We start from the raw sequence: 1,160 nt of genomic DNA on the forward strand, positions 1-1,160 counted from the left end.
CGGCGGCGGGCCGTAACCGGGCGGCGGGCCCTGCTGCGGCGGGGGACCCTGCGGTCCCGGTCCCTGCTGGCCGTAGCCGGGCTGCTGTCCTCCGTACGGGTGCACGGGGCCCCCCTCTCCCTGTGGCGGCGTGTTCTGCCGTGGCGCCTGCTGGACGGTCGCGGCCGCCGCCTGCCCGGGCGCGCCGGGCGGCTCGTTCGAAGTCGCGAGCGGACCGAGCGCGCGCCTGGCGGCCGCGATCATCTCAACACAGTTGGGGTAGCGCTCGGCGGGATTCTTCGCCATTCCCTTCCGGACGACCTCGTCGATCCCGGCCGGAAGGCCGACGATCCGCGAGATGGCCGGGGGCTCGCCGTTCAGGTGCCCCTTGATGACCGTCTGCACGTCGCCCTTGAAGGGCGGGCTGCCGGTCAGGCAGGCGTAGAGGACGCAGGTGAGCGCGTACTGGTCGGTGCGGCCGTCGAGCGGCTCGCCGCGCAGGTGCTCGGGCGCCGCGTAGGTGGGCGAGCCGAGGAAGTCGCCGCCGCGGGTGCGATGCCCGGTGGCGCCGCGGCGGGTCAGGCCGAAGTCGGCGACGTAGACGTGCTCGCGCGAGGTCTCCTTGCTGGTGACCAGGACGTTCGCCGGTTTGACGTCGAGGTGCACGAGACCCCGGTTGTGCAGGGTGTCGAGCGCGTCGGCGACCTGGTCGAGCATGTTGAGCGCGCGGGCGGGCGCGATCGGGCCACCGGAGATCAGCCCCGCGAGGTCCCCGCCGTCGACCATCCGCATGGCGATGTAGAGCATGCCTTCGAGCTCGCCGAAGTCGTACAACGGCACGACGTTGGCATGGTCGATCGCGGACGTGTTCCGCGCCTCGTCGACGAAGCGTTCGCGGAATTCGGCGTCGGCCCCGAGGTGATCACCGATGACCTTCAGTGCCACCTTGCGTCCGAGCCGCACGTCCGTGGCCTTGTAGGTCACGCTCATGCCGCCCTTGCCGAGCACGCCGTCGATGCGGTAGTTGCCCAGCCGACGACCCGTCAGGTCCCCCGACTCATCGCCTGTCACGCAGCGAAGCCTAACGCGCCAGTTCCGGGCGCCGCCGGGGGTCGCCCTAGAATCCGGCCCCGCGGCGCGCCAGCGCCTCCGTTGAGGGTGGCGGCGGGGGCATGGATGGA

At 72.2% G+C, this 1,160-nt stretch carries 1 protein-coding gene; it reads right to left on the reverse strand.

The window, feature by feature from the left end:
• Window positions 1–1,050: serine/threonine-protein kinase (locus AVR91_RS40500; RefSeq protein ID WP_076857545.1), on the reverse strand; the 1,050-nt coding region annotated here is incomplete at its 3' end.
• Window positions 1,051–1,160 lie beyond the last annotated feature (110 nt).

The sequence above is a fragment of the Amycolatopsis keratiniphila subsp. keratiniphila genome (assembly GCF_001620365.2).
Classification (GTDB): domain Bacteria; phylum Actinomycetota; class Actinomycetes; order Mycobacteriales; family Pseudonocardiaceae; genus Amycolatopsis; species Amycolatopsis keratiniphila.